General features: G+C 34.7%; 1 protein-coding gene. It reads left to right on the top strand.

Annotated features, from left to right (window positions below; all coding sequences use genetic code 11):
- Positions 1 to 68 precede the first annotated feature (68 nt).
- Positions 69 to 596, top strand: coding sequence for a hypothetical protein (locus A5893_RS04995; RefSeq protein ID WP_068821470.1), 528 nt, complete (start codon positions 69 to 71; stop codon positions 594 to 596).
- Positions 597 to 911: the final 315 nt, after the last annotated feature.

Below are 911 nucleotides of genomic sequence, written 5' to 3'. Positions count from 1 at the left end.
CGTTATGTGTCATACTTACCCGACCGGAAAGACATTACTCATAGGAAATATTTTCGTAAATTAACGCAATGAAAAAAGAGCAAGAAATACAATTGGATTTTGTGGTTGACAAGTTGACTAATTCCATCCAAAACACTATTTCAGGCGACAGTTTTCAGACCGAAGTGGCTAGGTTTACAATTAATGACAGTAAAAATATTACTGTCAAAAACGGTTGGAATTTCAATTGGAAAATCGAATTAAAGAACGACACCAAAGAAGTTTACAAACTGACCATTGTAAATAATTTAGACATCGTTCAAGGTTTGTTAAGTATCACAAAAGAAGTCGACCACATTTATATGAATTTGCTTGAAAACGCTCCTTTCAATATCGGACAGAACAAACTTTATGAAGGCGTAGCAGGGAATTTGGTTGCCTATGCTTGCAAACTTTCATTTCAATATGGGTTTGACGGCTTTGTTGCATTTACTGCAAAAACAAAATTGGTAAGACATTATGAGGAATCATTGGGTGCTTATCACCTCGGCGGACATCGAATGATAATTCCGACCGAATCATCCAAATTATTAGTAGAGAAATATTTTAAAACCTAAGAAATTATGGGATTTATAAGAGAACCAAAAGGAGTTGACTTTATAATTCAAAGCGACCCTTTGACAGAAAAAGAAAGAAAAGAAATTAGTCGGTTTATATTAGACTACAAATCGAAGAAGCCGAAATCGGAATCAAAAAAAGTTGGTAACAAACGTGAAAAACTGCTTTCATAAAAGTACGAACACATAACAGCAAATTTGCACAAAAATGGCTGACGGTGGTTTACGTCAGTTCATCAGTTATTTATTTAATTTAGTATGGTACGACAATGGTTCTGCAAGCAATGCCATTTCTGCGCAAATTAGCAAACCGTT

Origin of the sequence: Pedobacter psychrophilus, from assembly GCF_001652725.1 — a bacterium.
GTDB classification, from domain to species: Bacteria; Bacteroidota; Bacteroidia; order Sphingobacteriales; family Sphingobacteriaceae; genus Pseudopedobacter; species Pseudopedobacter psychrophilus.
This window is presented reverse-complemented; position numbering and strand designations above follow the sequence as displayed.

What these genes read in the sequence shown, in the direction of transcription:
- A5893_RS04995 (WP_068821470.1), top strand. Translation starts at nt 69, where the DNA reads ATGAAAAAAGAGCAAGAAATACAATTGGATTTTGTGGTTGACAAGTTG.